We start from the raw sequence: 25180 nt of genomic DNA on the forward strand, positions 1-25180 counted from the left end.
GTTGCCTGCCTTACTCCGCGCGCACGTAGTCGCGCTTCATGAGCTGCACCACCGTCTCGGCGGTGAGCACGTCGTCGCCGTCCGAGTGGTCCAGCACGCCGCCCAGCGAGCCGTGGTTGTGCACGAGCTGCAGCACGTCCAGCATCTCCGGCGTCAGCTCCTTGAGCGGCGCCGTCAACGGCTGCGCGATGCGCAGCGCCGTGGCCATGGGCGGCAGGTTCGGCTGCAGGCGCTTGAACTCGTCCAGCTGCCGCAGGGCGTCCATCAGGAGCGCTTCCGTGGAGGAGTCCAGCTCCACCATGAACTCCTGCGTGTCCGCGGGGCGCAGCTCGAAGTCACCCTCTTCCCAGGTGACGATGCGGTTGAAGCTCTTCTGCGGGCCCAGGTTGTGGTTGTCGTCGATGACCGCGTAGTACACGCGGCCCTGGCGCAGGTAGATGCGGCCCTCGTGGGCGTTGTTCACCACGAGCACGCCGTTCTTCTTGGACGTGTGGAAGAGCTGGAGCAGGTCCGGGAGGGGAATTTCCTCGATCTTCCCCGTCATGGAGCTGGCCTTGGTGGTGCGCGCGGCCTGGGCGGCGGCGGCCTCCTCCAGCTTCTGCTTCACGACGCTCTCGTCCACGGCGGCGCTCTCCGCGCCCTGGTGCACGAGCTTGAGGATGGAGGTCCCGATGAGGATGCGGTCCCCCTCCTTCAGCTTGGCCTGCTTGACCTTCTCGCCGTTGACGAAGGTGCCGTTGGTGGACCCCAGGTCCTCGATGGTGATGGCTCCGTCGGAGAACAAGATCTTCGCGTGCTTGCGCGAGACCATGTCCTCCACCAGCACCATGTCCAACTCGCTCGACCGTCCGACGACGATCTGCTTGTTGGCCTTCAGCGGGAACTCACCGCCCTGGTACTTCCCGGAGATGAACTTGAGGGCAAAGGACTTCGCCGTACCGCCAGGAGTGCTCACGGTGCCGCGACCTCGATGATGGAAGTTGCCATGGTGCTCAACCCGTCACTTCCGCCTTCCCCGGGTCCTTCACCAGGTTGAGGTACATCTGCGCGCTCTTGTTGCCGGGGCTGCGCACGAGCACGTCTTCCCAGACCTTCACCGCCTCGTCACGGCGTCCCGCCGAATAGAGGGCGATTCCATAATTGATCCGTCCAGGAATGTACGACGGATTCTGCGCGATGACCTGTTCGTACTCCGCGATGGCCGCCGCGTTGTCCCCGGCGTCCCTCAGCGCGTTGCCGAGCTTGAGGCGGATGTCCACGAACTCCGGGAAGTGCGCCAGCGCGCGGCGGTACTCTTCAATGGCCTTCTGCCACACGCCGCTGGAGGCGAACACGTCGCCGATGTCGGCGTACATGTTGGCCACCTTCTTCATGACGTAGGGGTCCAGCTCGCCAGGGGCGCCCTTCTGGCGGGACAAGGCGGCCTGGTAGACCTCCTTCGCCTCCGCGTACTTCCCCATGTCGTTGTAGATGACCGCCAGGTTGAGCGCGGCCTCGGTGTACGCGGGGTTGAGCCGCAGCGCGGACTCGAAGGCCCGCTGCGCCCGGGCGAACTGGCCCTGGTCGTGGTAGATGATGCCGAGCATGTTGTAGACGTCGGCGAAGGTCGGATTCTGCTCGACCACCTTCGTCAGGAACTGCTCGGCCTGGGCGTACTGCTTCTTCTCGAAGGAGCCGCGCCCGAGGGTCAGTAGCTGCTTGAGGGCTTCGTCCATGACTCGGCCCGCGCGGGCCCCTGCCTCCTCGGGTAGCCTACATGAGCCCGGGCGAAAACAAGAATTGATCGCCCTCGCGCACGAGCAATAACGGACGCTCCCCCCGGGTGTCGACCGGACGCGCCGGAAGGTCCCCCTCCACCCTGTAGTGCTCCGTCACCGTCGCCTCGTCCCGCTCCAGCCGCGCGTACCACGCCTGGGCCGTCAGCCGCCGCTTGCTCAAGGGGGCCACCTCCTCCCACGCCTTCCCCGCCCCGCCGTCTCCTCCCGGGCCCGCCAGCCGGGCGAGCGCGTCCGGCCGGCCCTCCGCCAGGGCCCGCCGCCGCGCCTCCAGCGCCGCCACCACCGCCACCAGCCGGGGGGCCACCGAGGACACGGGCCTCCAGCGGCCGGACGCGCGGGTGAAGGGCACGGCCTCCACGCCCGCGGTGCTGACCGTGGTGGGGCCCAGCACGCCCTCGAAGTCCAGCGTGGCGAAGGCCTCCGCGCTCCGGCCGTCCGGCGCCACCGACACGGTGATGCGCGCGTACTGGAGCCTGCGTGACATGAGCGGCACGTTCGTGCCCGGAACGGAGAGCGACACGCCGTCGTGCTCGGCTTCCTTCAGGGCGGTGATGACCTCCGCCTCCGGCCCGGCCGCGAAGCCCAGCAGGCGCGGGCCCAGGAACAGGAGGACGCCGGTGACCGCGAGCACGGCGATGCCGATGCCCCCCAGCCGCCCCCAGTCCTCCAGGCGCCTCACGACCCCAGCATCTTCTGGGCGCGCTGGGCGGCGGGCGTGCCCGGCAGGCGCTTGAGGACCTCACGCAGCGTGTTCTGCGCGCGCTCCGTGTCGTTGAGCTTCACGTAGGCGTTGTGCAGGTCGAAGAGGGCCTCCTCTTCCAGCGGCGTGCCCGGGTAGTCCTTGAGCAGCCCCTCCAGGCGCTGGGCCACGGCCTTCCAGCGCTCGCGCTTGGCGTAGAAGGACGCGACGTAGAGCTCGTGGCGCGCCAGGCGCTGGCGGGCGTCGTCGGCGTGCACCTTGGCGTCCTTCGCGTACTGCGAATCCGGGTACTGGCGCAGGAAGCCGTTCATGGCCCGGAGCGCGTCGTACATGGGCTTCTGCTCCTTCTCGTAGGAAGGCGGCAGGGCGAAGAACTCCGAGGGGAACTCCTCCACGTAGGAGAGCGCCGCGCGGTAGGCGGCGTAGTCCACCTTGGGGTGGGTGGGGTGCAGCTTGATGAAGGAGTCGAACTTGTCGCGCGACTCCGGGAACATCTCCCGGGCGAAGTCCAGGTCCGCCAGCTTCAGCTCCGCCTCGCGGGCTGCCTCCAGGTAGGGGAACTTGGTGCGGACGTGGTCGAAGTACTTCTCCGCCTTGAGGAAGTCCTTGTCCTCCAGCGCGGCCTCGCCCAGCGCCAGGTTCTCCGCCGCCTGGGTGGCGTAGTCGGGCTCGCCCGCGGGCCCCGCGGAGAGGGCGGCACAGGAGGTCATCAGCAGGGCGGTCAGGACGAGGACGGCGGAGCGCATCACGCCCCCAAACTATTCGTCCTGCCCGGAGGGGTCCAGCGAAGGTTCTCCCACCAGCCGGGTCACGATGTCCGGCGCGAAACCCCGGCTGAGCAACAGCCGCCCCGCGCGGGCCTGCTCCTTCGCGTCCAGCGGGCGGCCCGCCAGGCGCCGCTTCTCCAGCACCTGCCGGGCGGCCTCCAGCGCGTCGAAGCCCACCGCGTCCTTCGCCTCGGACAGCGCCCGCCGGGCCTCCGTGCCCTCCAGCCCGTGCGCCTGCAGCCGCTGGAGCACCGCCCGGGGCCCCAGCTTCCCCTTGCCCAGCAGGGCCGCGGCGCGTTCGCGCGCGAACTTCGCGTCGTCCAGGTAGCCCCACTCCGACAGGCGGGTCATCACCGCGTCGCGCACGGACGCCGGGAAGCCCTTGCGCTCCAGCGCGAGCGTCAGCTCATGCCGGCTCCTGCCGCGCGCCTTGAGCAGGCGCAGGCAGGCGTCGGTGGCGCGCTGGACAGCCTCTGGCCCTTCGGGCTCGTCAACCATCGCGGAGTCCCTACCATGTGGTAACAGGCCATCGCCATGCACCCCATCCTCGCCCGCTTCCTCACCGCCGACGCCGCCAGGGAAACGCTCCGCAAGGAGAAGGCGGGTGAACCGCTGACTCCGGAGGAGCAGCACTTCGTGACCGCCGCGGACGCCAACCCCAAGCAGAAGGCCATGCTGCTGGGCGTGAGCGGCCGCGCGCTGTCCTCCGACGCCCAGGCCGCGCTGGTGCTGCTGGCCGCGCACGCCGCCGCGCGCGCGCTCACGCAGGACGAGGCGCTCTCCGCCGCGACGCAGAAGGCGCGCGAGGCGCTGAAGGAGGAGGGCGCGAGCGACGAGGAGTCCGATGCCTTCCTCGCGTCCATCCTGCTGGAGGAGGCCTTCGGCTACGAGCAGGAGGTGGACAGCTTCGACGCGGACTACGTGAAGGAGTCCCTGGGCGAGGTGCCCGCCCTGGCCGCGCTGTCCAAGGAGTCCGTGGACGCGCTGTTCCTCGCGTTCGCCAAGGCCGCGCCCAACGACGCGGACCGCAAGGCGCGCGAGCACATGGCCCGAGCGCTGTTCGACATCGCGTGGTCGGAGGGGCCCACCTCCATCAACCCGGAGCACCTGGAGACGCTGCTCGACAACGAGGTCGTCCAGGAGTCCGACGAGGTGCAGGACGCGCGCGTACGCGCCACCGTGTCCCTCTTGCAGACGCTGGCGCACCAGGGGCTCATCGGCCCGATGCGCCTCACCCGGCTGCGCGCGCAGCTGGGGGACGACGACGCCTGAAGCGCCGCCCTCCCCTTTCGCCCGGCTGACTAGAAGCGTTCGATCTGGAAGTCGTCGTCGCCGCCGGCCGCCGGAGCGGGCGCGGCCACCGGCGCGGGCGTGGGCGGACGGGCCGCCACCTGCGGCGGCAGCGGCCGGCCCTGGACGACGCCGGGCGGAGGCGTGGCGGGACGCGGCGCCGCGACACCGGGCGGAGGCGTCATCGGACGGGCCGCCATGGGCGCGCCGGGACGCGGGGCCTGGGGCACCGGCGCGGGCGTGGGCGCCGCGGGGGCCGCCGCGGCGGGCGCGCCCTTCTGCGCGAAGGACGCCGAGCCCGGGATGGGCCGCTCCTCGCCGGCCTTGGCGTCGAAGTTGTCCCACTTCGAGTCGGACGTGCCGCTGATGCCGGAGAAGCGCAGCGCGAAGTCGTCCGGGTTGCTGGCCTGGCGGTGGGCCTCGTCGTAGGTGACCAGGCCGTTGCGCACCAGGCTCATCAGCGACTGGTCGAAGGTCTGCATCCCGTAGGAGTCCGTGCCCTGCGAGATGGCGTCGTGGATCTCCTTCGTGCGGTCCTTGTCCTCAATCAGCTCACGCACGCGCGCGGTGACGCGCAGCACCTCCACCGCGGCCACGCGGCCCTTGCCGTCCGCGCGCGGCACCAGACGCTGACTCACGACGCCGCGGAGCACGCTGGAGAGCTGCAGGCGCACCTGCTTCTGCTGGTGCGGGGGGAACGCGGACACGATGCGGTTGATGGTCTCCGTGGCGTCCAGCGTGTGCAGCGTGGACATCACCAGGTGGCCCGTCTCCGCGGCGTGGAGCGCCGTTTCAATGGTCTCGTGGTCGCGCATTTCGCCCACCAGGATGACGTCCGGGTCCTGGCGCAGCGCGGACTTGAGGGCCTGCGAGAAGCTCATCGTGTCCACACCCACTTCGCGCTGGTTCACGATGGAGCGCTTGTCGCGGATGAGGAACTCGATGGGGTCCTCGATGGTCATGATGTGGTTGGTTTCGTTGGAGTTGATGTAGTCGATCATCGCCGCCAACGTGGTGGACTTGCCGGAGCCCGTGGTGCCCGTCACCAGCACCAGGCCGCGCTCCTCACCGCACACCTTCTCCAGCACCGTGGGGAGCAGCAGGTCCTTCATCGTCATCACCTTGAAGGGGATGACGCGCAGCACCGCGCCCACCGTGCCGCGCTGCTGGAAGACGTTCACGCGGAAGCGGCCCAGGCCCGGCACGCCGTAGGCCAGGTCCACTTCGTTGCTGACCTTGAACTTCTCCTTCTGGAACTCGTTCATGATGCCGAACGCCATGCGCGCCACCTCTTCCGGGGGCAGGCGGCGGCCGTCCTTGAGCGGCACCAGCGAACCGTCCACGCGGAACATGGGCGGCAGTCCCGCCTTCAGGTGGATGTCGGAGGCTCCGCCGCGCAGGGCGATCTGCAGGATTTCGTTGAGTTCCATGAGAGGGCCCGGATGGTAGCAGAACGCCCGCGCCCCTCGCGACGGGGCCGCGCCCACCCGCTTGCCCGCAAAGCACGACGGCGGAGGCTTCCCGAAGGAAACCCCCGCCGAAGAGCGGCCGGACAGCTGGCCGGCAAGCGTGATTAGCGCTTGGAGAACTGGAACCGACGACGGGCGCCGGGCTGGCCGTACTTCTTGCGCTCGACCGCGCGGGCATCGCGGGTGAGGAAGCCGGCCTTCTTCAGCGCCGGACGGAACTCCGGGTTGAAGGCGCACAGCGCGCGCGCGATGCCGTGACGGATGGCACCGGCCTGGCCGGAGAGGCCGCCGCCGCGCACGTTGACCGTGACGTCGAGCTTGCCCTTCTGCTCCAGGATCTCCAGCGGCTGGTTGAGCACCATCTTCGACGTCTCACGGCCGAAGTACTCGTTGATGTCGCGGCCGTTGATGACGACAGCGCCGTTGCCAGGACGCACCCAGACGCGAGCGGTGGCCTCCTTGCGGCGGCCCGTGGCGTAGAAACCGAGTTCAGGATTGATCGCCATGGTTGTTCCTTACGCCTCGACCTTGAACGCCACCGGCTTCTGGGCGGTGTGCGGATGGGTGTCACCAGCATAGACCTTGAGCTTCGTCATCATCTGACGGCCCAGGGCATTGCGGGGCAGCATGCGGCGCACGGCGTTGAGGATGATGTCCTCGGGGTGACGCTGGCGCAGCTTCGCGAGGTTGGTGATCTTCAGGGCGCCCGGGAAACCGGCGTACGGGTGACGGTAGTACTGCTTGTCCGTCTCCTTCGTGCCCGTCACCTTCACCTTGTCGGCGTTGATGACGATGACGTGGTCACCCGTGTCGATGGACGGGGTGTACGTGGGCTTGTGCTTGCCCTTCAGGAGGGTGGCGATCTGACTGGCGGCGCGACCAAGCACCTTGTCGGACACGTCGATGACGTGCCACTGGCGCTTGATGTCCCCAGCCTTGGCGCTGTAGGTCTTCTGCGACATTTCGTGCACTCCAGACTTCGGCGCGGCGCCCAGGTGCATGCCAGGGGCCGCGTGCTCGTGCGATACCAACCGCGGGTCCTCCGCCTTAACTCCGACAGAAGCCCGGAAAGGCTGACCCTCCTAGTAGGACGGCGGGATCAAGTCAAGGTTGGGCGTACGGGGAGCCCGCTAGGGCGCCCGGCCAGGGGTGCCCGGGCCCGGTCCCCCGGCGGTGGGCTTCTTGAAGCGCTCCTTCAGGTTCGCGAAGAAGTTCTTCTCCTTCTCATCCGGAGGGCCTTGACGCGGCGCGTCCATGTCCACGACCTCGAAGGCGTCCGGGGGCAGGTCCTCCAGGAAGCGCGAGGGCGTGCGGGGGACCTCCTTGCCGCGCTTCACGCGTACGGTGGAGCGCGTGAGGTAGAGCAGCTCCTTGGCGCGGGTGATGCCCACGTAGCAGAGGCGGCGCTCCTCCTCGAGGTTCTGCGCCTCGCCCTGCATGCCGCCGTGGGGCATCAGGTCCTCCTCCATGCCGATGAAGAAGACGAGCCGGTACTCCAGGCCCTTGGAGGCGTGCAGGGACATGAGCGTCACGCGCTTGTTCTGCCCCGGCACCTCTTCCTCCTCCTGGCGCGTGTCCAGGCTGAGGCGGTTCAAGTACGTGAGGAGGCTGGCCTTGGGGCCCTCGCGCTTCTCGAACTTCTCCAGTGACGCGAGCACCCCGTCCACGCCCTTGAGCTTCTTGTCCGCGGCGGTGCCGGAGACGGCCTTGGCGCGGGTGGCCTCGCGGAAGCCGATCTCCTCCAGCAGCTTGTGCGTGGCCTCCGACAGGCGGGGCGTCTGGGCGAAGGCGTCGCGGTAGCGCTCCACCATCTCCACGAACTCCAGCACCTTGCCGCCCGCGCCCGCGGGCAGGTCGTCGTAGGTGTCCGCGCGGCGCATCACCGTCCAGAGCGTCACGCCCTCCGCGCGCGAGTGCGCGTGCAGCCGCTCCATGGTGACGTCACCGATGCCGCGCGAGGGCACGTTGACGATGCGCATGAGGGAGATCTCGTCCAGCTTGTTCGCCAGGACCTTGAAGTACGCGATGACGTCCTTCACCTCGCTGCGGTCGAAGAACTCGCTGCCGCCCACGACTTCGTAGGGGATGTTCTTCTCCCGCAGCATCTCCTCCACCGGGTGGGCCTGGCCGTTGGTGCGGTAGAGCACCGCGATGTCGTCCGCGGGGATGCCCAGCGAGATGTGCTTCTGGATTTCATGCGCGATGAAGCGCGCCTCCTCCTCGTCGTTGGGGCACGCCACCACCTTCACCAGCGGACCGCCCTTGCGGTCGGTCCACATGCGCTTGTCCTTGCGCTCCGGGTTCTTGGCGATGACGGCGTTGGCCGCGTCCAGCACGCGCTGCATGGAGCGGTAGTTCTGCTCCAGCCGCACCTCCTTGCCGCCCGGGAAGTGCTTGTCGAAGTCCAGGATGTTGCGCACCTCCGCGCCGCGCCAGGAGTAGATGCACTGGTCGTCGTCGCCCACCGCGCACACGTTCCGGGCCGTGCCCGCCAGGAGCTTGAGCAGGTCCAGCTGGGCGTGGTTGGTGTCCTGGAACTCGTCCACCAGGAGGTACTGGAAGCGGGCCGTGTACTTGCGGTGCAGGTCCGGGTGCTCGCGCAACAGGCGCGCGGGCAGCACCAGCAGGTCGTCGAAGTCCACCGAGCCCTGCGCCTTGAGCGCGAGCTGGTAGTCCGCGAAGACCATGGAGGTGATGAGGTCGTAGTCGTCCCCCATCCCCTCCGGCTTGGGCTGGGGCGCCTCCCCGGAGTTCTTCGCCTTGGAGATGAGCGTGAGGACCTTGCGCGCGTCGAAGGCGCGGTCATCGATGCGCTTCTCGCGCATGGCGCGGCGGATGATGGAGAGCTGGTCGCCCATGTCCGCGATGGCGAACTTCTTCGGCCAGCCCAGCCGGTGGATGTCCTCGCGCAGCATCTCCGCGCCGAACGCGTGGAAGGTGCAGACGAGCACGCCCTGGGCACGAGGCCCGGCCATGTGGATGAGCCGCTCCTTCATCTCCGTGGCGGCCTTGTTGGTGAAGGTCACGGCCAGGATGTTGCGGGCCATGATGTGGTTCGGCCGCTCGTTGAGCAGGTGGACGATGCGGTGGGTGATGACCCGCGTCTTTCCACTGCCCGCGCCCGCCAGCACGAGCAGCGGGCCCTGGAGCGTCTCGACGGCCTCGCGCTGAGGAGGATTGAGCTTCGAAAGGTCCATTGCGCGCGGGCCAGGGATACCCTTTGATTCGTCCGTGCGCGACTATTTCCTCCGGCTGGCCATCGCATCGTTCGCGCTCGGCGTGGGCGGCGGCTGCCTTGACGACGAACGCACGACATCTCCCACCCCGCGCGACGTGGTGACGACCGCCGCACCGTGCGTGTACTTCAAGGACCTGGCGCCCTTTCTGCCGGAGTCGCTGGAGGGCTTCACGGTGGGTTCCACCGCGGGCTCCACGGGGAAGTACGGCGAGGTGTCCGTGTCGGAGGCGGAGCGCACCTACACCCGGGGCGAAGGCCGCGAGGTGAAGGTGCGCATCGTGGACACCACCATGGGGCTGAAGCTGGGGCAAGCCATCCGCGAGGCGGCGCACAAGGCACGCGGGCGAGCAGCCAGCGACCCCACGGCGCCCATCCAGTGGAAGGAAGCCGTGGGCTTCGTGCGCTATGACGCGGAGGAGGCCGTCGCGGAGGCGAACCTCCTGGTGGGCGACCGCTTCGTGGTGGCCGTCACCAGCCGCGGCTTCCCCAGCACCGTGGAGGTGCGGCGGGTGGCGCGAGGCATCGACCTGGCCGGGCTGGCCCGGCTGCAGTGATTCAAGAGTCCAAGGAGCGTTTGTGGCGGTGAAGGACAAGGGGTCGCGGCCCCAGACGACCCAGGAGTTGCTGGAGCAGGAGAAGGCGGCCCGCCTGGGCGTGTCGTCCCTGGGCAAGCGCGAGTTCATGGAGCAGTTCCAGAAGCTCTCCAAGAGCTACGCGGTGGACCCGGGCAACCCCGGCTCCTACGCGTGCGAGGGCTGTCAGCGCTGCGCCAACTGCATGTTCTGCAAGGACTGCGACAGCTGCCACCAGTGCACGCACTGCACGCGGTGCGAGCTGTGCACCAACTGCTCGCACTGCGTGGAGTGCAAGAACTGCCACGCGTGCGCCTACTGCGTGCAGAGCGAGAACTGCTCCAGCAGCGCGTACGTGGTGATGAGCAAGAACCTGCAGGACTGCAACTACTGCTTCGGCTGCGTGGGGCTGTCCAAGAAGGACTTCCACATCCTCAACGTGGGCTTCAGCCGCACCGAGTACTTCAAGGTCGTCGGGCGGCTGCGCAAGGAGCTGGGCATCCCGTAGCCGGCCGCCCTCTTTTCAGAGGGCGCGCACGTAGAGGGCCTTGAGGTACTCCGTCTCCGCGAGGCCCGCGAGCACCGGGTGGTCCAGGCCGGCGCCGCGCCGCTCGAGAATCTGCACCGGGCGCTTCGCGTCCGCGGCGGCGTCCAGCACCATGGACTCGAAGCCCTGACGGTCCAGCTTCCCCGAGCACGAGCACGTCACCAGCAGGCCGTCCGGCTTGAGGCAGCGCAGGGCGCGCAGGTTGAGCTCGTGGTAGGCGCGCAGCGCGGTGGCCAGGCCCTCGCGGCGCTTGGCCAGCCCCGGCGGGTCCAGGACGATGGTGTCGAAGCGGCGGCCCTCCTGGTCGAAGCGGCGCAGCACGTCGAACGCGTTGCCGTTCTCCACCTTCACGTTGGCGCGGCCGTTGGCCTCCGCGTTGGACTGGATGCGGGAGGCGGCCTTCGCGTCCTGCTCCACCGCGAGCACCGACGTGCAGTGCTTCGCGAGCGCGAGCGCGAAGCCGCCGTGATAGCTGAAGCAGTCCAGCGCGTCGCCGCGGCCCAGCTCGCCCGCGCGCAGGTGGTTGTCCACCTGGTCCAGGAACGCGCCCGTCTTCATGTCACCCAGGAGGTCCACGTCGAAGCGGTTGTCGCCCTCGTGGTAGGTGAAGCGCGCGGCGCCTTCGCCGTGCAGCAGGCGCACCTCGCGGGGCAGGCTCTCGAAGTCGCGGCCGGAGGCGTCGTCGCGGCACACCACGTGGCTTGCGCCCGTCTTCTCCACCAGCGCCCGCGCGAGCATCTCCTTGCGCGCGTCCATGCCCTCCGACAGCGTCTGCACGGTGAGGCCCTGGCCATAGCGGTCCACGAAGAAGCCGGGCAGGAGGTCCGCCTCGCCGTGCACCAGGCGCAGGCCGTCGCGGCCGGGCAGCACCGCGCGGCGGGCGAGCGCGGCCTCCAGGCGGCGGATGAAGAAGGCGTCATCCACCTTCTCCTCGTTCGGGCCCTTGCGCGTGAGCAGCCGCAGGGCGAGCGGGGAGCGGCGGGCGTAGAGGGCCTGGCCGATGGGGTTGCCCTGCGGATCCACCACCGCCACCACCGCGCCCGGCGTGTCGGTGGAGGGGGCTTCGGTGAGCTCCGTGCGGTAGACCCAGGGGGTGCCGCGACGCAGCGTCTTGGCGCCCTTGAGGCTGACCCGGGCGGTGGGAAGGGAAGGCATGTGGGGGCTCACTCCAGGCCGCGCGCGGCCAGTTCCTCGTCGTCTTCCCCTCGCAGATGCCCGATTTCATGGAGCAGTGTCACGCGAATCTGTTCGCGCAGCTCCTCGGGCGTCCGCACCGCGCGGGCCAGGTTGCGCCGGTAGAGGGCCACCGAGCGGCAGGGCGTCTCCGAACCGTCGCACGGCTCCTGGAGGGACGGCCCCCGGAACAGGCCCAGGATGGTGGGCGACAAGGGCGGCTGGTTGGCGAGCAGGTCGTCCTCGGCGGGAATCTCCTCCGTGTCCACCGGCACGCCCTCCAGGTCCTTGCGCATGTCCGAGGGCAGGTCCGCCAGCGCCCGCGCCACCTGGGCCTTGAACTCCTCCGGGGAAGGCAGCGGCGGCGGGGGGAAGTCCTCGGGCTCCAGCGCCTGGGCCTTCGCGAAGTGCTCGTCCGCCCTGGCCCACTGGCCCTCGCGCTCCAAGAGGAGCCCCAGGTGCTGGTGCGCGTGCGCCGCGCGCTCCTTGTCCTTCAGGAGCGACGCGAAGGCCGCTTTCGCCTCGCGGAAGCGGCACAGCTCGAAGAGGGCCAGGGCCTTCTCGTACTTCGCCTCGTGGTTGCCCGGCTCGCGGGCGAGCACGATGGTGGCGCGGTCCAGCGCCTGGTCCGCCTGCCCCAAATCATTGAAGGCCATGGCCGCCACCAGCGCCAGCGGGGGCACGAGCTCCGGGGGCGTGGAGGGCTGGGACAGGCCGCGCTCGGCGTAGAGCGCGCCCAGCTCGTCCCGCTCGCGCGTGGAGGGCAGCTGCACCGCGTACAGGTGCGCGGCGCCCAGGAGCGCGTCCGCGTCCCCGGGGTCGATGGCCAGCGCGCGGGCGTAGGCGAGCTGCGCCTCCGGCTCGCGGTGGAGCGCGGCCAGGGCGGCGCCCCGCTCCGCGTGGGCCGCGGCGAGGTCCGGCTCCAGCGCGGCGGCCTGCGCGGCGCAGGAGAGCGCTTCCTCGTAGCGGGCCGCGTCGTAGTAGTCGCGGGCCGCGTCCAGGGGGGCGCCTCCCTTCGCGTCGCACACCGCCAGCGGGTGGACCTCCGCCACGTCCTCGTCCAGCAGGCGCTTCACGGAGGCGCTGGGGCCCGCGTCCTCGGAGGAGGCGTCCGCGAGCGTCCCCGCGTCCTTCGCCACGGCGGCGGCCGCCGTGCCCGCATCCGTGCCCGCGTCGGCGGCAGCCGGAGAGGTTCGTTTGCAGGAGGCGAGCAGGAGGAGACAGACAGCGAGCAGACCGCGCCGCGACATGGGCCGGGAGGCTATGGCATCCGACCCATGCACAGGAAGCGGGGACGTGCCTGCCCGGCCGAGGGGTCCCCTGCCCTCCCCGGCTGCATTACCCTCCGGCCACCCATGAGCGAACTCATCCTGGCATCCACCTCCAGCGCGCGACGGGCCCTGATGGACGGGCTGGGCGTGCCCTACCGCACCAAAGCCCCCGGCGTGGACGAACACGTCCCCGCGGGCCTGCCCGCCGACGAGGCCGTGCGGATGCTCGCCGTGCGCAAGGCCCGCGCGGTGCAGGAGCGCCACCCGGAGGCCTGGGTGCTGGGCGCGGATCAGCTGGTGGAGGTGGGAAGCGACGTGCTGGGCAAGCCCCGGGACCGGGACGCGGCGCGGGCACAGCTCCAGCGCCTGCTGGGGAACACCCACGTCATCCACACCGCCGTGTGCCTGCTGGGGCCGGGTGGCCACCACTCGGAGACGGTGGAGGACACGCGCCTCACGTTCTTCCCCGTCCCGCCGGAGGAACTGGAGCGCTACCTGGACACCGGCGAGTGGGAGGGCTGCGCGGGCAGCTACCGCGTGGAGGGCCGGGGCCAGGCGCTGCTCCAGAAGCTGGAGGGCGACCGCACCAACGTGCAGGGCCTGCCCATGCTGTCCGTGGTGCGGCTCTTGCGGCAGGCGGGCTTCGATTTCTTCGTCCGCCCGTGAGCCGCTAAAGCTCACCCCGCGCTGGACAGCTCCGCGAGGATTTCGTGGTACGCGGCGCGGGCCTTGTCGGACTGGTCCGCCTTGAAGCTCACCGCGGCCACCACCGGGTGGCCGCCCCCGCCGTAGCGGCCGGCGATGGCGGACAGGTCGTGCTGGCGCGTCTGGGGCTTCCACGGGTTGGAGCCCAGCGACACCTTCGCGCGCGACGCGCCCCTTCCGACCCACAGTGTGTAGCGCGCGTCCGGGTAGAGCGCGTACGCGATGAACTTGTTGAGGCTGTCCACGCCCTCGTCCACCAGGTCGAAGTGGACGACGCCGTGCTCGTACCGGGCCTTCTCACGCACGAGGTCGATGTTGCGCTGGTGCCGGAAGAGCAGCGGCTCCAGCGGGGCGGCGATGAGCGGCGACGCGGCGATGTCCGCCAGCGAGTCCGTCTGCATGCGCCGGATGACCTCCGGGATGAGCGTGTCGTCCTTCGTCGCCTCCAGCACCGTCATGATGCGCAGCGCGGGCTCCTCCAGCGCCACCGCCATCTGGGGGCTGGGGAACTGCGCGCCGTCGATGATCTCCGCCCAGTGCAGCAGGTCCTTCAGCGGGGACGCGTCCCAGCCGAAGCGCTCGCGCGCCACGTCCGCCAGGTACAGCGTGCAGCTCTTGCGGTGCGGGTCGTGGAACTTCCGGCCGCTGGTGTCGCGCTGGAAGTGGGGCTCGTCGCCGGGCTGCTGGAAGGCGGAGGCGTGATGGTCGAACCACCAGGTGAGCCGCGCGTCCTGGCTGTAGCGGAAGTCGACGATGACGTTCTCGTCCCCGGTGAACACCGCCGGGTCGATGCCCTCCGCGCCCGGCTTGTGCGCCAGCCCCCGGTAGCTGAACGTCGCGTCCGCGCGCACGCGCTCCCGGTAGAAGCGGGTGAAGACCGCGGCGCTGGCCGCGCCGTCGAAACAGTTGTCGTGGAAGAGGACCTGGACTCGCATGGGCGTCCGCCCTCTACCCTGAATCCCCGCCGCGTCCCAACCGCACCGTGGTCCCCGGGCCGCAGCCCCTGTGGCCAGGGGGTGACACAGGACCCACCCATTCTTTTCATGGCGTTGAACGAGATGCGCGCCATTGAACGATGCGTGGAAATCACTCCACTGACTGAACGAAAAACTCGACAGAACGAGGAACGACCCTGAAGGGCTGAAAAAAGGAACGCCTGCCTGCCCTACGGAAACCCGCTATCCGCAAGGAAAACCCCTGGAATCAGGAACCTGACGGGGAGGCTGAGCCCTGGCACCTCGCCTGCATGGTGTCAGACCGACGAGGTACTCACCCGCGCGGCACGAAGTGGCGGGAGGAACCATGGCGAAGCGGACCGCAGGCAAGGCGAAGGGTGGCACGGTGGTGCGGCGGCAGGGTCGGCGGGTGATGCCCGCGCTGCGGCGCACGGCGAAGCGCGCGCGGGTGGCGGCCCAGAAGGCCCAGCTCACCGTGGGCGAGGTCATCGCCGCGGCGTTCGACACGGCGGGCGGTGAGATGAGCGGCGTGCTGGAGCTCGTCACCTCTCCGCAGATGACCCGCGCGCTGGGCCGCCGCATCGTCGTCGTGGGCTGAGGAAGCAGCCCGCGTCCCGGCCCGTGAAGCCCAGGCCGCGCTGCCGGAAACGGAGCGCGCGGGCACCGGTGCCGTCGCGACACGGCTGTCAGCCCTCCTCCACCAGGTGCCGCGTTTCACGTGAGCGCGGGTGGAGTGTCTCCTCCCATTCCCCTTCGTCCTGGAACCTGGATCCGCTGGACCCGGAAACGGATCCGCGCGGGTTCATCCGGACCCTGGACTGCCCGCGTTCGTCACTTCGCGCCAGGTGGGCCGCGCGCTTCGCACCCTGAAACACGACGGCCCGCGCTCCCCGGAGAAACGGGAAACACGGGCCGGGAAGCCCCGGAGACCGGGGCTTGGGACGCCGGTTACTGCCGGGGCTGCCAGCGCGGGCGGTAGTCGTCACCCTCGCTCGTCAGCACCGTGTACGTGTCCTTCGGGTGGGTGATGGCCGTGGCGGCGGGCTGGCCCGTGGCCGGGTCGATGGCCCTCACGACGAGCTGACCGCCCAGGACGTAGGCCACGAGGCGGCCATCCGGGGAGAACGACGGCAGCGTGGCGTTCTCCGCGAAGAGCACCGGCTCGCCATCCTTCGCGCCCGAGGCGTCCACGCGCTGCACGTAGATGTCGTTGCCGCGGTCGGTGCCGCACAGCTCCGCGCCGGTGTTGCCGCACAGCACCGCGGCGTTGCCGATGAGCAGGTAGTTCGCGCGCACGTACGCCACCCACTTGCCGTCCGGCGACCAGTTCGGGTTCGCGATGTACGAATCCACCGAGCCGCCCGTCACGGGCCGGCTCGAGGTGCCCGCGAGCAGCTTCGGGTCGCCGCCGCCCGTCACCGGCAGCGAGTACAGCTTGAGCACCTGGGTGGCCTCCGTGCCGAAGTTCACGGTGGTGCCTTCGGGATTGGCCAGGAAGAGCAGCTGCGAGGTGACGCGGTTGAAGTGCGGCTGCTCACCCGACGTGGGCGAGCCCGCGAGCACGGCCGGCGCGGCGCCGCCCGTGGACACGTAGATGCCCGTGCCCGCGGCGCTGTACGCGTAGTCCGTGCCGTTGGCCGCCCAGTCCGGGAAGGTGCCGCTGTTGGTGATCGAGGTGATGGTGCCGCCCGTCGGCGCGATGGTGGAGATGCCCGTGCTGCCGCGCACCCAGGCGATGAGGTTGCCCGGCTCCCACTCCATGTAGCGGATGCGCGCGGTGCCGCCCGTCGTCAGGACGTTGGGCTCGGCGGCCGTGAGCGGCACGGGGCGCACCGCGAGCTCACCCGCGGCGCCGGTGACGTCTCCCTGCACGAAGGCCACCTGGGTGCCGCCCGGGCCGAAGCGCGGGTAGGCGCTGAGGCCGCCGTCCGCGCTGAGCGACGTCATGCCCGGCACGTCGTAGGCCGTCACCAGGGCGCGCGTGCCGCCGTCGTTGCCCGTCACGGCGATGAGGAGCGACTGGCAGGTGGCGGCCTCGCAGCGCAGGCCCGCCATGCAGTCCGAGGACGCGGTGCACGCGTCGCCCTTGGCGACGTTCATGCCCGCGTCGGTGCCGGCGTCGACCTCCGTGCCCGCGTCGGTGCCGGCGTCGGCCTCCGTGCCCGCGTCGGTGCCGGCGTCCGTCCCACCGCCGGTGCCCGCGTCGCTGCCGGCGTCCGTCTCACCACCGGTGCCCGCGTCCTCTTCCGGCTCGGTGGGGATGGCGCGCAGTTCGCACTTGTTGTCGGCGTTGCAGACGTACGACTGACCCGCCGGAGGCGTGCCCTTGTCACGGCAGTCGAACTGATCGACGCACTCGTCGCCACAGCCGGTGGCCAGCATCGTCAGCGCCCCGAACAACGCACCCCACACCGCTCGCTTGGTCATTCTCATGCCTCCAAAGTCAGGGGGGGCGTCATAGCTTCGCGTTCACGGATGACGGGACGCCTTGAAGGGCCTGTCATCCGGGCTTGTCAGTGATTGAACGGCTCTGGGAAGAAGGGTGCTCAATGATCGACACGCACTGCCATCTGGACGCCTCGCGCTTCGACCCGGACCGCGACAGCGTTGTCACGCGCGCCTGGGCCGCGGGCCTGCACGGCATCCTCATTCCGGCGGTGGGGCCACAGACGTGGGAGCCGCTGCTGGAGCTGCCCCGCCGGGACGCGCGCATCCAGGTGGGGCTGGGCATCCATCCGCAGTTCCTGCCGGACCTGCGGCCGGAGGACGACGGCGCGCACCTGGAGCGGCTGGACGCGCTGCTGGCCCAGGGCGGCGCCGTCGCGGTGGGCGAGTGCGGACTGGACGGTCCGACGCTGCCGGGCGCCTCGCTGGAGCGGCAGCTGGCGGTGCTGCGCGGGCACCTGGCGCTGGCGCGCAAGCACGGGCTGCCGGTGCTGATGCACTGCCACCGGCTGCACCCGGCGATGATGGAGCTCCTGAAAGCGGAGGCCTGGCCGGAAGCCGGCATCCTCATGCACAGCTACAGCGGCGGCGCGGAGCTGGCGCGCTTCTACATCCAGAAGGGCTGCCACTTCTCCTTCGCGGGCCCGGTGACCTGGGCGGAGGCGCGCAAGCCGCTGGACGCCCTGCGCGTGATTCCGGCGGACCGGCTGGTGGCGGAGACGGACTCGCCGGACCAGGCGCCCACGCCCTTCCGGGGGCAGCGCTCCGAGCCGGGCTACCTGCCCCACATCCTCGCGGGCATGGCGCAGGTGCTGGGGGAGCCGGTGGAGGTGCTCGCCCAGCGGACGACCGAGAATGCCCGCCGCCTGTTCCGGGAAGCTTTCCCCTCCCCTTCGCGGTAGGCGAGCGTCGCGTGATAGAGGAGCCCTTCATGAACCCGCAGCCCGCCCCCACCCCCACCGCCGAGACCGAGGCGCCCCCCGCCTCCCCGGCCGCTTCGAACGTCATCGCGCCGGAAGCGTCGCTGGCGAAGCCCTTCAAGCTGTCGCGCCGCTTCGACCGCACGGCGCGCCTCTTGGGCGACAACGCCATGGAGCGGCTGGCCAACGCGCACGTGGTGGTGTTCGGCCTGGGCGGCGTGGGCAGCTTCACGGCGGAGGGCCTGGTGCGCAGCGGCGTGGGCCGGCTGACGCTGGTGGACCACGACGACGTGTGCGTCACCAACACCAACCGCCAGCTGCACGCGACGGTGAAGGCGGTGGGCAAGTCCAAGGCGGAGCTGATGGCGCAGCGCTGCCAGGAGATCAACCCGCAGGCGAAGGTGGAAGCGCTGCGCGAGTTCTACCGCGAGGAGCTGGCGGAGACGCTGCTGCCCGCGGGGAAGTACGACTTCGTGGTGGACGCCATCGACAACGTGAAGGCGAAGCTGCACCTGTTGCACCGGTGCGTGACGCTGGGCGTGCCGGTGGTCAGCTCCATGGGCGCGGCGGGCCGCCTGGACCCCACGGCCATCCGCGTGGAGGACCTGAGCGAGACGCACATGGACCCCTTCGCCAAGGACATCCGCAAGCTGCTCAAGCGCAAGTACGGCGTGGAGACGGAGCGCCACACGGGCATCACCGCCGTGTACTCCATTGAAACGCGCCGGCAGCCGGTGCCGCTCAACTACGACGACGCGACCGACGGCTTCCTGTGCGTCTGCCCGCAGGACAACGAGTTCCACACCTGCGACCACCGCACGCAGATTGACGGCAGCGTGGCCTTCGTCACCTCCGCCTTCGGCATGAACGCCGCGGGCGTGGTGGTGCGCCGGCTCGCTTCGGCGCGCTAGGCGACGCGGGGCCGGGCCTGCGCCACCGCGGGCTCGCGGCCACACGGACGGCGGAACACGCAGCGGGCACAGGCGTCCAGGTTGCCTGTCTGCGGGAACGCCTCCGAGTCCCTGGGCGTGTTGGTGGCCACGTCCTTGAGCAGCGAGCGCATCCCCTCCACGCTGCGGGCGAAGTGCTGGCGGAAGGAGTCCATGGCGGACGGGTCCACCGTCACGTCGTGCTCCAGCCCCTCGTTGAGGTACACGAGCGACGCGCGCACCTTCTCCAGCGGGTAGCGGTAGCGCTGCGCGATGTAGAGCGCGTAGCCCAGCACCTGCTCGTCGTAGCTCTCGCGCGAGCGGCCCGTCTTCCAGTCCACCACCACGACGGAGCCCTCCGCGTCCACGTAGGCGAAGTCCGGGATGGCGAAGGTCTTCACCCCGTCCAGGACGAAGTGGGCGAAGTCGAAGCCCGCGTCCACCTCCAGCCACTGCGCGGGCTTGAGCCCCTTGGCGATGCCGGGCCAGCGCGACTGGAAGAACCACGCGAGCGCGTTGCGCACCGTTTCGAAGTTCTGCTTCCAGGCCTCGTTGGGAATCTCTTCCGCGTACTCGTGCTCCGCGAGGCCGGTGAAGGGCTTGCGGTACTTCGTCGTCCAGTACGCCTTGGAGCGCGAGTGCCGGAAGTCGTCCTGCATCAGCTTGTGCGTGCGCGCCTCCACCTTGGCGGGATCCACGTCCCGGCCGGCGCGCCAGTCCAGCAGCACATCCTTGAGGGCCTCGTGCACGATGCTGCCCGCCCACGTGTAGCGGTTGTGCAGCTTCTTGAGGACGTAGAGCTCACGCACGTCCCGGGCCGCCTCCGCCTCCCAGCCGCCCCAGGAGCGGTAGTAGTAGAGGTAGTAGGCCCGGAGACACTCGGAGAACTTCTCGTGGCGGCTCTTGGACCAGGAGAAGTCGTTGGTGATGGGAGGACGGGCCATGGACGCGGGGCATCCTATAGACGATCGCCCGCCTCGCCAGAAGAGGGACGGGCGGCCGGACAACCGCCCCCTGCCGTCGGTAAAAACGCCGGGTGCGCCCGACCGTACGGGTATGGTGCCGCGCCTCCCCCGTGAAGAATCACATGAGCCCACGCAAGCGCACCGAATCCAGGGCCCTCCCCGCCCCCGTCTCCCCTGAGCGTCACACTGCCCTGCACGGTCCGCTGCTCTCCTGGTACGATCGGAACAAGCGCGACCTGCCCTGGCGCCGCACGCGCGATCCGTACGCCATCTGGCTCAGCGAGGTCATGCTCCAGCAGACGCAGGTGTCCACGGTCATCCCGTACTGGGAGCGTTTCCTCGCGCGCTTTCCCACGGTGAAGGCCCTGGCCTCCGCGCCCCTGGACGACGTGCTCTCCGGGTGGAAGGGGCTGGGCTACTACTCGCGCGCGCGCAACCTGCACCGCGCGGCGCAGGAGGTGGTGGAGCGCTTCGGCGGGAAGCTCCCGTCCACCGCGGAGGAGTTGCTCACCCTGCCCGGCTTCGGGCGCTACACCGCCGGGGCCGTGGCCTCCATCGCGTTTGGCGAGGAGGCCCCCATCGTGGACGGCAACGTGGCGCGCGTGCTGTCACGCCTCTTCGAGGTGGAGGGTCTGCCCGGGGACCGCGACCGTGAGGCCACGCTGTGGGCACTGGCCTCCGCGCTGGTGAAGGGCGAGCGGCCCGGGGACTTCAACCAGGCGCTGATGGAGCACGGCGCCACGGTGTGCCGGCCGGAGTCTCCGCTGTGCCTGCTGTGCCCCGTGCGCGACGGGTGCATCGCGTTCAAGAAGGGCCGCGTGGACGAGCTGCCTCCCGCCAAGGTGCGCGCCGCGCCCCGCAAGCTGTTCCTGGCGCTGGCCGTGTGGCCGCACGCGGGCACGCTGCTCTTCGCGCGCCGCGCGGACAAGGGCCTCTTCGGCGGCCTGTGGGAGCTGCCCGCCGTGGAGGTGGAGGAGGACACGCCGGAGGCCGAGGCGACAGAGCGCCTGTCCACGACGCTGGGCGCGCCGCTCACGCTGGAGGGCACGCTGGACAGCGTGCGAAGGCAGCTCACCCACCGCGACCTCACGCTGCGGCTGCTGCGCGTGACGGGCGCGACGCGGCCCACGAAGTCCGCCGCGTTCCAGGAGCTGCGCTGGTGCACGCCGCAAGAGGCGGAGGCGCTGGGCATGAGCACCGCGATGCAGCGCGCGCTCGACGCGGCGCTGGGGCATGGCGTGATGGGTGGCGAAGCCGTGCCCGCGAAGAAGGCTCCGGGTCGCGGCGGCAGGAGGGCAACCGGCCGCTGAAGCGTCTGGCGGCCCCGTGCTGGCGGACCGCGCGTACGGGCCCCTTCCGCTGGTGGATTTTCCGAGCGGGATGGCCCGTTGGTCCCTCAACACTTCGCGACCTGGGATGTCGCTCCGGCAACCCCGTACGCCTTGGGTCTCTTCCGCGCTGCTGGGGTGCGTCCGAAGCTTCAGGCCGCCTTTTCCAGGAGGAAGCCCGATGGCTCGTCAGAACGCGCAGAAGTCGCAACCGAACCCCGCGCCCAAGGCCGCTCCCGAGCGGACCGAGGACAAGAAGCCGGCGGTCACGGCGAGCGCGCCCACGAACAAGACCGCGGCGCCCACGCAGGAGCAGATTGCCCGCCGCGCCTACGAAATCTTCCAGGCCCGCGGCGGCACGCACGGCAACCCCGAGCAGGACTGGCACCAGGCCGAGCGCGAGCTGCGGCTCGGCCGTCAGTAGCCGCTCGCCACCACCGCCGTCCGCGCGTCAGTGCGCGGGCGGCAGTCCCTGGAGGGCCGGGCGCTCCGACTCCAGTGCCCGCTTCAGCCGGCGCTGGGCCTGCTTCAGCTCCTCCAGGATGCGCTCCGCGTCCACCACCGAGCGCATCGCCAGGCCGCACGCGGGCGTCAGCAGCACCGTGGACAGCGCGCGCGAGAAGCCGATGTCCCCCGGCAGCGCGGCCTTCAACGACGCCTCCACCGAGTCCGCCAGCTCCTCCACCGAATACGTGGACGCCAGGTCCGTGGGGATGACGCCCAGGCTCAGCGTGGCGCCCGAGTCGAGGAAGCGCTTCAGCGCCTCCGTCTCCTCCAGCATCGCGTCCAGCGACAGCCGCACGTCCAGCGAGACGAGGTCCGCCTGCGCGTCCAGCAGCACGCCCCAGTCCGTGTTGCCGCAGCAGTGCACGCCCACGAGCGCGCCCTCGCGCTGCAGCGCCACCACCAGGAGCCGCAGCTCCTGCTGCGCCAGCAGGTGCTGCGGGTTGAGCCGCACGTAGGCGTAGAGGCCGGGCTCGTCCAGGTAGAACAGGGGCGTGGTGCCCGTGCGCTTGAGGGCGCGCACCATGGCCAGCGCGCGCACCATCACCAGCCGGTACAGCGCCGCGTCCAGGCCCGGCACCGCCAGCACCGGCTCACCCGTGGCGGTGCGCACCACGGAGCGCACCGTGAAGGGGCCGGACAGCTGCGCCTTCGCGAAGGCGAGCTTGCGGTGCTCCACCTCCCAGAGGAACGGCTTCCACGCGCGGCACGCGTCCGCGGTGGGCTCGAAGGACTCCAGGTCCCCGGAGGCGAGCGCCGCCTCCAGCCGCGCCTCGAAGGCCGCGCGCCCGTTGTTCCACGCGTCCACGTCCACCGTGCAGACGCCGTCCTCGTCGAAGCGCAGGCCCGGCAGGCCCTCCAGCGCGGCCGGAATCATCAGCTCCGACGGATGCCCCACCGGCAGCTGCGGCAGGAACGGGATGTCCATGGCGAGCGCGGCTTGCAGACCCAGTTCCACCTGGGTGTGCGGCAGGCTGCCGATGCCCGTCGTGGCACACGCGGGCAGGAGCTGGACGGCGCGACGGATGGTGGGCGAAGGCATGGCGGCAATCTAACCCGTCCGGCGCGGCAGGGCCCGGGCTTCGGGCCCCCAACGCATCAAGTCACCGAGAAATACGTCGCATTCGGGTGGTGGAAGACGATGGCGGACACGCTCGCCTCGGGCTCCATCATGCAGCCGTCGGTGAGCTGCACGCCGATCTCCTCCGGCTTGAGCGCGGCGAAGAGCTTCGTCTGGTCCTCCAGCCGGGGGCACGCCGGGTAGCCGAACGAGTAGCGCTTGCCGGTGTACTCCGCGCGGAAGCGCTCCAGCATCGTCATGTCCGCCCGGTCCGGGAAGCCCCACATGCTGCGCAGCTGCGTGTGCAAGAGCTCCGCGTAGCCCTCCGCCGTCTCCAGCGCCAGGGCCTGCACCGCGTGCATCTTGAGGAACTCGCCCTTCGCCTTGAAGCCGTCCGCCAGCTCACGGATGCCGGAGCCCGCGGTGGTGACGAACAGCGACAGCGCGTCCACCGGCTTGCCGTTGTGCAGCGGCTTCACGTAGTCCGCCAGGCACAGGCCGTTGTCCTTGTCCTGCCGGGGGAAGTCGAAGGACGTCACCTGCTCGCCCGTCGTGCCGTCGAAGAGCAGCACGCGGTCGCCGTCGCTGGCCGCCTTGAAGAACTGGAACACCGAGCGCGCCTGCATCACGCCGCCGCGCAAGAGCGTCTTCAGCTCCTCCACCGCCTCCTTCAGCGCCAGCGCCTTGCGGCCCTCTTCCGTCTTCGCGAGCTCCGCTTCCGCCGGGGTGCCCAGCGCGCGCGACGACGTGCGCTGGCCCAGGTGGCGGCCGTAGAGCATCACCGGGTTGATGAACTTCCAGATGTGATCCAACGGCGTGTTGGTGAGCACGTGCCGCGCGAAGTCCGGCGCGGGCGGCACCGCGTCCAGCACCGGCACCTCCGTGCTGCGCGAGCGGCGCACCGGGGCGGCGGGCGCGGGGCGCTCCTTCGCCTCCTGCGCCAGCTTCAGCCGGCGCGCGGCCAGGTCGTCCCGCAGCTTCGCGTGCGCACCCGGCTCCACGATCTGCTTCGCCAGCTCCAGGCCGTTCATCGCGTCCTGCGCGTAGGCCACCGTGCCGCCGCCGTAGGCCGGGGCGATGTTGCGGTCCACGAAGTTGCGGCTGAGCGCGGCGCCGCCCACCAGGATGGGCGTCTCCACGCCCGCGCGCTTCAGGTCCTCCGCGGTGGCCACCATCTGGTGCGCGCTCTTCACCAGCAGGCCCGACAGGCCCAGGATGTCCGGGCGGTGTTCGCGCACCGCCTGCACCAACTGCTCGGGCGGGACCTTGATGCCCAGGTTCACCACCTGGAAGCCGTTGTTGGCGAGGATGATCTCCACCAGGTTCTTGCCGATGTCGTGCACGTCCCCCTTCACCGTCGCGAGGACGATCTTGCCGCGCGACGCCGTCTGGGTCTGGCTCATGTGCGGCTCCAGGTGGCTCACCGCCGCCTTCATGGACTCCGCGCTCTGGAGCACCTCCGCGACGATGAGCTCGTTGGCGCCGAAGAGGCGGCCCACCTCGTCCATGCCCTTCATCAGCGGCCCGTTGATGATGTCCAGCGGCGACATCTCCTTCATCGCCAGGTCCAGGTCCGCCGTCAGTCCGTCGCGCGTGCCCTCGATGATGTAGCGCTGGAGCCGCTCGTTCAGCGGCAGGCTGCTCACCTGCGCGCGTGCGGGCTTGCGCTCGCGGAAGTGCGCCGCGAAGGGCGTCACGGGGTCCGTGCCCCGGTTGTAGAGGAGGTCCTCGGACAGCCGGCGCTCCTCTTCCGGTAGCGACGGGTAGCGCTCCAGCTTCTCCGAGTTGACGAGCGCCATGTCCAGGCCCGCCTGCACGCAGTGGTACAGGAACACGGAGTTGAGCACCTCGCGGCCCGCGGTGGGCAGGCCGAAGGACACGTTGCTGATGCCCAGCACCGTGCGGCACTGCGGGAAGCGCTGCTTGATCAGGCGCACGCCTTCAATCGTCTCCACGCCGCTGCCGGTGTACTGCGCGTCGCCAGAGGCGCAGGGGAACACGAGCGGGTCGAAGTACAGGTCCTCCGGGCGCATGCCGTACTTCTGGGTGAGCAGCTCGTAGCTGCGCTCGGCCACGGCGAGCTTGCGGTCGCGCGTGACGGCCATGCCCACTTCGTCGATGCAGCCCACCACCAGCGCCGCGCCGAACGCCTTCGCCAGGGGGACGACCTTCTCGAAGCGCTCCTCGCCGTCCTCCAGGTTGACGGAGTTGATGATGGCCTTGCCCTGGCAGTACGTGAGCGCCATGGCGATGACCTTCTCGTCCGTCGAGTCGATCATCAGCGGCACGCGCACCTTCTTGACCACCACCTCCAGGAAGTGGCGCATGTCCTCCAGCTCGTCCCGGTCCGGGTTCGCCAGGCAGATGTCGATGACCTGCGCCGCGCGGCGCACCTGGGCGCGCGCAATCTCCGACGCGTCGTCGAACGCACCCGCGACGATGAGCTCCTTGAACTTCTTGCTGCCGATGACGTTGGTGCGCTCGCCCACGATGATGGGGCGCTGCTCGTCCGTCACCTCCAGGTAGTCCACGCCGGACAGCGACGAGCGCGGCTTGGGCGTCT

The 25180-nt window shown here is 70.2% G+C and carries 25 protein-coding genes; 9 read left to right on the top strand and 16 right to left on the bottom strand.

Features of this window, described 5'->3' with window-relative positions:
• Positions 1 to 10: 10 nt before the first annotated feature.
• From JYK02_RS27860 to JYK02_RS27880, 5 genes are read right to left on the bottom strand one after another with little or no spacing between them, the layout of a single operon-like run.
• A complete protein-coding gene (locus JYK02_RS27860) occupies positions 11 to 955 on the bottom strand; it encodes a DUF4388 domain-containing protein (RefSeq protein WP_207055599.1) in 945 nt (314 codons plus the stop codon).
• 37 nt (positions 956 to 992) lie between these two features.
• On the bottom strand, positions 993 to 1715 hold the full coding sequence (locus JYK02_RS27865) for a tetratricopeptide repeat protein (protein WP_207055600.1): 723 nt from the start codon (positions 1713 to 1715) through the stop codon (positions 993 to 995).
• Positions 1716 to 1752: 37 nt separating this feature from the next.
• Positions 1753 to 2457 carry a hypothetical protein gene (locus JYK02_RS27870; RefSeq protein WP_207055601.1) on the bottom strand — a complete coding sequence of 235 codons (705 nt, stop codon included), beginning with the start codon at positions 2455 to 2457 and terminating at the stop codon, positions 1753 to 1755.
• Entirely contained in the window at positions 2454 to 3224 is a 771-nt protein-coding gene (locus JYK02_RS27875; RefSeq protein ID WP_207055602.1) for an outer membrane protein assembly factor BamD, read from the bottom strand. The genes JYK02_RS27870 and JYK02_RS27875 overlap by 4 nt, the downstream gene beginning before the upstream one ends.
• A 12-nt stretch (positions 3225 to 3236) precedes the next feature.
• Positions 3237 to 3743, bottom strand: coding sequence for a regulatory protein RecX (locus tag JYK02_RS27880; protein ID WP_207055603.1), 507 nt, complete (start codon positions 3741 to 3743; stop codon positions 3237 to 3239).
• A gap of 36 nt (positions 3744 to 3779) precedes the next feature.
• On the opposite strand from JYK02_RS27880, the gene JYK02_RS27885 reads away from it, so the two are divergent.
• Complete coding sequence (locus tag JYK02_RS27885) at positions 3780 to 4517, top strand: hypothetical protein (RefSeq protein ID WP_207055604.1); 738 nt, start codon at positions 3780 to 3782, stop codon at positions 4515 to 4517.
• A gap of 29 nt (positions 4518 to 4546) precedes the next feature.
• Here the strand turns inward: JYK02_RS27885 and JYK02_RS27890 are convergent, their stop codons facing one another.
• The 4 genes from JYK02_RS27890 to JYK02_RS27905 form a co-directional block, all read right to left on the bottom strand.
• On the bottom strand, positions 4547 to 5965 hold the full coding sequence (locus JYK02_RS27890; protein WP_207055605.1) for a type IV pilus twitching motility protein PilT: 1419 nt from the start codon (positions 5963 to 5965) through the stop codon (positions 4547 to 4549).
• 143 nt (positions 5966 to 6108) lie between these two features.
• Positions 6109 to 6510, bottom strand: coding sequence for a 30S ribosomal protein S9 (rpsI, locus tag JYK02_RS27895; protein ID WP_120526842.1), 402 nt, complete (start codon positions 6508 to 6510; stop codon positions 6109 to 6111).
• A 9-nt stretch (positions 6511 to 6519) separates the two neighbouring features.
• Positions 6520 to 6966 (bottom strand): 50S ribosomal protein L13, encoded by a 447-nt coding sequence (gene rplM, locus JYK02_RS27900; protein WP_207055606.1) that lies wholly within the window; start codon positions 6964 to 6966, stop codon positions 6520 to 6522.
• Positions 6967 to 7134: 168 nt separating this feature from the next.
• Positions 7135 to 9201 carry an ATP-dependent helicase gene (locus JYK02_RS27905; protein WP_207055608.1) on the bottom strand — a complete coding sequence of 689 codons (2067 nt, stop codon included), beginning with the start codon at positions 9199 to 9201 and terminating at the stop codon, positions 7135 to 7137.
• 34 nt (positions 9202 to 9235) lie between these two features.
• Here JYK02_RS27905 and JYK02_RS27910 point away from each other — a divergent pair, with 34 nt between their 5' ends.
• Positions 9236 to 9796, top strand: a complete 561-nt coding sequence (locus JYK02_RS27910; protein WP_347402602.1) for a hypothetical protein — start codon at positions 9236 to 9238, stop codon at positions 9794 to 9796.
• A gap of 28 nt (positions 9797 to 9824) precedes the next feature.
• Positions 9825 to 10322 (top strand): caib/baif family protein, encoded by a 498-nt coding sequence (locus tag JYK02_RS27915; protein WP_120526854.1) that lies wholly within the window; start codon positions 9825 to 9827, stop codon positions 10320 to 10322.
• 15 nt (positions 10323 to 10337) lie between these two features.
• Here the strand turns inward: JYK02_RS27915 and JYK02_RS27920 are convergent, their stop codons facing one another.
• Positions 10338 to 11516 carry a class I SAM-dependent rRNA methyltransferase gene (locus JYK02_RS27920; protein WP_207055610.1) on the bottom strand — a complete coding sequence of 393 codons (1179 nt, stop codon included), beginning with the start codon at positions 11514 to 11516 and terminating at the stop codon, positions 10338 to 10340.
• An 8-nt stretch (positions 11517 to 11524) separates the two neighbouring features.
• The gene (locus JYK02_RS27925; protein WP_207055612.1) at positions 11525 to 12784 is read right to left on the bottom strand and encodes a metallopeptidase family protein; all 1260 of its coding nucleotides are present in this window, start codon (positions 12782 to 12784) and stop codon (positions 11525 to 11527) included.
• A gap of 105 nt (positions 12785 to 12889) precedes the next feature.
• On the opposite strand from JYK02_RS27925, the gene JYK02_RS27930 reads away from it, so the two are divergent.
• A complete protein-coding gene (locus JYK02_RS27930; RefSeq protein ID WP_207055613.1) occupies positions 12890 to 13471 on the top strand; it encodes a Maf family protein in 582 nt (193 codons plus the stop codon).
• 11 nt (positions 13472 to 13482) lie between these two features.
• On the opposite strand, the gene JYK02_RS27935 is transcribed toward JYK02_RS27930, so the two are convergent.
• Positions 13483 to 14445, bottom strand: a complete 963-nt coding sequence (locus tag JYK02_RS27935; RefSeq protein WP_207055614.1) for a hypothetical protein — start codon at positions 14443 to 14445, stop codon at positions 13483 to 13485.
• 367 nt (positions 14446 to 14812) lie between these two features.
• Here JYK02_RS27935 and JYK02_RS27940 point away from each other — a divergent pair, with 367 nt between their 5' ends.
• Positions 14813 to 15064 (top strand): hypothetical protein, encoded by a 252-nt coding sequence (locus tag JYK02_RS27940; RefSeq protein ID WP_207055615.1) that lies wholly within the window; start codon positions 14813 to 14815, stop codon positions 15062 to 15064.
• 350 nt (positions 15065 to 15414) lie between these two features.
• Here JYK02_RS27940 and JYK02_RS27945 read toward each other — a convergent pair whose 3' ends face one another.
• Positions 15415 to 16893 carry a TolB family protein gene (locus tag JYK02_RS27945; RefSeq protein WP_207055616.1) on the bottom strand — a complete coding sequence of 493 codons (1479 nt, stop codon included), beginning with the start codon at positions 16891 to 16893 and terminating at the stop codon, positions 15415 to 15417.
• 122 nt (positions 16894 to 17015) lie between these two features.
• Between JYK02_RS27945 and JYK02_RS27950 the strand changes: the two genes are divergently transcribed.
• Positions 17016 to 17813: a TatD family hydrolase gene (locus tag JYK02_RS27950; protein ID WP_207055617.1), complete on the top strand. Its 798-nt coding sequence runs from the start codon at positions 17016 to 17018 to the stop codon at positions 17811 to 17813.
• Positions 17814 to 17842: 29 nt separating this feature from the next.
• Complete coding sequence (locus JYK02_RS27955; protein WP_207055618.1) at positions 17843 to 18742, top strand: tRNA threonylcarbamoyladenosine dehydratase; 900 nt, start codon at positions 17843 to 17845, stop codon at positions 18740 to 18742.
• On the opposite strand, the gene JYK02_RS27960 is transcribed toward JYK02_RS27955, so the two are convergent.
• Complete coding sequence (locus JYK02_RS27960) at positions 18739 to 19704, bottom strand: PD-(D/E)XK nuclease family protein (protein WP_207055619.1); 966 nt, start codon at positions 19702 to 19704, stop codon at positions 18739 to 18741. The genes JYK02_RS27955 and JYK02_RS27960 overlap by 4 nt on opposite strands.
• Positions 19705 to 19847: 143 nt before the next feature.
• Between JYK02_RS27960 and mutY the strand changes: the two genes are divergently transcribed.
• Both mutY and JYK02_RS27970 read left to right on the top strand, forming a co-directional pair.
• Positions 19848 to 21035, top strand: coding sequence for an A/G-specific adenine glycosylase (gene mutY / locus JYK02_RS27965; RefSeq protein WP_207055620.1), 1188 nt, complete (start codon positions 19848 to 19850; stop codon positions 21033 to 21035).
• 199 nt (positions 21036 to 21234) lie between these two features.
• Positions 21235 to 21477 (top strand): DUF2934 domain-containing protein, encoded by a 243-nt coding sequence (locus JYK02_RS27970; RefSeq protein WP_207055622.1) that lies wholly within the window; start codon positions 21235 to 21237, stop codon positions 21475 to 21477.
• Between the two features lie 27 nt (positions 21478 to 21504).
• On the opposite strand, the gene JYK02_RS27975 is transcribed toward JYK02_RS27970, so the two are convergent.
• Both JYK02_RS27975 and JYK02_RS27980 read right to left on the bottom strand, forming a co-directional pair.
• Entirely contained in the window at positions 21505 to 22599 is a 1095-nt protein-coding gene (locus tag JYK02_RS27975) for a hypothetical protein (protein WP_207055623.1), read from the bottom strand.
• Positions 22600 to 22655: 56 nt separating this feature from the next.
• A partial coding sequence (locus tag JYK02_RS27980; RefSeq protein ID WP_207055624.1) for a vitamin B12 dependent-methionine synthase activation domain-containing protein occupies positions 22656 to 25180 on the bottom strand: 2525 nt, incomplete at its 5' end.

The organism is Corallococcus macrosporus (assembly GCF_017302985.1).
Classification (GTDB): domain Bacteria; phylum Myxococcota; class Myxococcia; order Myxococcales; family Myxococcaceae; genus Corallococcus; species Corallococcus macrosporus_A.

Excerpts from the sequence above, each read along its gene's own strand:
- JYK02_RS27865 (WP_207055600.1), bottom strand. The coding sequence starts at position 1,715 with ATGGACGAAGCCCTCAAGCAGCTACTGACCCTCGGGCGCGGCTCCTTC.
- JYK02_RS27875 (WP_207055602.1), bottom strand. The coding sequence starts at position 3,224 with ATGCGCTCCGCCGTCCTCGTCCTGACCGCCCTGCTGATGACCTCCTGT.
- JYK02_RS27880 (WP_207055603.1), bottom strand. The coding sequence starts at position 3,743 with ATGGTTGACGAGCCCGAAGGGCCAGAGGCTGTCCAGCGCGCCACCGAC.
- JYK02_RS27885 (WP_207055604.1), top strand. The coding sequence starts at position 3,780 with ATGCACCCCATCCTCGCCCGCTTCCTCACCGCCGACGCCGCCAGGGAA.
- JYK02_RS27890 (WP_207055605.1), bottom strand. The coding sequence starts at position 5,965 with ATGGAACTCAACGAAATCCTGCAGATCGCCCTGCGCGGCGGAGCCTCC.
- rpsI (WP_120526842.1), bottom strand. The coding sequence starts at position 6,510 with ATGGCGATCAATCCTGAACTCGGTTTCTACGCCACGGGCCGCCGCAAG.
- rplM (WP_207055606.1), bottom strand. The coding sequence starts at position 6,966 with ATGTCGCAGAAGACCTACAGCGCCAAGGCTGGGGACATCAAGCGCCAG.
- JYK02_RS27905 (WP_207055608.1), bottom strand. The coding sequence starts at position 9,201 with ATGGACCTTTCGAAGCTCAATCCTCCTCAGCGCGAGGCCGTCGAGACG.
- JYK02_RS27920 (WP_207055610.1), bottom strand. The coding sequence starts at position 11,516 with ATGCCTTCCCTTCCCACCGCCCGGGTCAGCCTCAAGGGCGCCAAGACG.
- JYK02_RS27925 (WP_207055612.1), bottom strand. The coding sequence starts at position 12,784 with ATGTCGCGGCGCGGTCTGCTCGCTGTCTGTCTCCTCCTGCTCGCCTCC.
- JYK02_RS27930 (WP_207055613.1), top strand. The coding sequence starts at position 12,890 with ATGAGCGAACTCATCCTGGCATCCACCTCCAGCGCGCGACGGGCCCTG.
- JYK02_RS27935 (WP_207055614.1), bottom strand. The coding sequence starts at position 14,445 with ATGCGAGTCCAGGTCCTCTTCCACGACAACTGTTTCGACGGCGCGGCC.
- JYK02_RS27940 (WP_207055615.1), top strand. The coding sequence starts at position 14,813 with ATGGCGAAGCGGACCGCAGGCAAGGCGAAGGGTGGCACGGTGGTGCGG.
- JYK02_RS27945 (WP_207055616.1), bottom strand. The coding sequence starts at position 16,893 with ATGACCAAGCGAGCGGTGTGGGGTGCGTTGTTCGGGGCGCTGACGATG.
- JYK02_RS27950 (WP_207055617.1), top strand. The coding sequence starts at position 17,016 with ATGATCGACACGCACTGCCATCTGGACGCCTCGCGCTTCGACCCGGAC.
- JYK02_RS27955 (WP_207055618.1), top strand. The coding sequence starts at position 17,843 with ATGAACCCGCAGCCCGCCCCCACCCCCACCGCCGAGACCGAGGCGCCC.
- JYK02_RS27960 (WP_207055619.1), bottom strand. The coding sequence starts at position 19,704 with ATGGCCCGTCCTCCCATCACCAACGACTTCTCCTGGTCCAAGAGCCGC.
- mutY (WP_207055620.1), top strand. The coding sequence starts at position 19,848 with ATGAGCCCACGCAAGCGCACCGAATCCAGGGCCCTCCCCGCCCCCGTC.
- JYK02_RS27970 (WP_207055622.1), top strand. The coding sequence starts at position 21,235 with ATGGCTCGTCAGAACGCGCAGAAGTCGCAACCGAACCCCGCGCCCAAG.
- JYK02_RS27975 (WP_207055623.1), bottom strand. The coding sequence starts at position 22,599 with ATGCCTTCGCCCACCATCCGTCGCGCCGTCCAGCTCCTGCCCGCGTGT.